Source organism: Psychrobacter cibarius, from assembly GCF_904845955.1.
Classification (GTDB): Bacteria; Pseudomonadota; Gammaproteobacteria; order Pseudomonadales; family Moraxellaceae; genus Psychrobacter; species Psychrobacter cibarius_B.
This window is the reverse complement of the sequence record NZ_CAJGYX010000033.1, coordinates 1-908: the sequence shown is the minus strand read 5'-3', so window position 1 is coordinate 908 and position 908 is coordinate 1. Positions and strand designations below refer to the sequence as shown.

Annotated in this window: 2 protein-coding genes; both read right to left on the bottom strand. The window is 39.0% G+C overall.

Annotated features, from left to right (window positions below; all coding sequences use genetic code 11):
• Window positions 1–5: 5 nt before the first annotated feature.
• A complete protein-coding gene (locus tag JMV76_RS14640) occupies window positions 6–566 on the bottom strand; it encodes an IS630 family transposase (RefSeq protein ID WP_201502335.1) in 561 nt (186 codons plus the stop codon).
• Window positions 505–846, bottom strand: coding sequence for an IS630 transposase-related protein (locus JMV76_RS14635; protein ID WP_037026110.1), 342 nt, complete (start codon window positions 844–846; stop codon window positions 505–507). The genes JMV76_RS14640 and JMV76_RS14635 overlap by 62 nt, the downstream gene beginning before the upstream one ends.
• Between the last annotated feature and the right edge of the window lie 62 nt (window positions 847–908).

The window sequence follows — 908 nt, the reverse complement described above, 5'->3', positions numbered from 1 at the left end:
TATAGTCAATCCAGAATAAAATTGGTACAACCCATATCATGAAACAGCTTAGGTAAATTATTCTCCATCCACCCTTGTCGTAGAAACTTAGCCTGTGCCCATTTTTTTTCAATAGGGTTTAAATCAGGGCTGTAAGGCGGTAGAAATAACAAGCGATGACCATGCCTGTTGAGTAATCTCTGAACGCGTTTATGAAAGCTGGCGTTATCCATGACGATTACGCATTTTATTTTAAGACTTGGTATTAGCGTGTTTTTGCACCAGTTGTAGAATATGTCGCCATTGATATTCTTTTCGAAGTAATCAAGTGCAAATAACGCTTTTTCATATAAGGCACCAATAACATTGGTGCGTTTTTTACCTTGCCAGTTATAGCTATCGATGCAAGGGGTACCAATAGGTGCATAGCCATGAGAGCGGATGGTCTCAGCCTCGAAGCCACTCTCATCCATGTATACAATTGAATAGCCTTGAGCGATGTAGTCGCCCAGTTTACTTAGATATTTAGCTCTGTTTAATGGGCAAGCTTTTGGATGCTCTAAGGTCTTTTTTTTGACTGATACCAAGACGTTTTAAAGCGGCCTCGATGCCCGACTTACTACAGCCAAAACGCTGTGCTCTCTCGTACATGTAATCGTCTGGATGCTGTTCAACATCTTTTAATAAAGCTTCGTTAGGTATTTTACTGGGTGGTTTATTGCGAGTGAGTTTAATACTAGGATCTTTGAGCCAATTCTGTAGCGTGGCCTTACTAATGTCATAAAATGCACAAGCTTGTCTGATACTCATATCTTGTTGTTCGACACTTTTAATCACTTGAGCACGGAAGTCTGCTGAATAAGTCATAATCTTTTTACTTTTCGCTTGTTTTAAAACTACTGTACCACTTTTATAAAATATCTACTATA

Coding starts and splice junctions, on each gene's coding strand:
- JMV76_RS14635 (WP_037026110.1), bottom strand. CDS start 846: ATGACTTATTCAGCAGACTTCCGTGCTCAAGTGATTAAAAGTGTCGAA.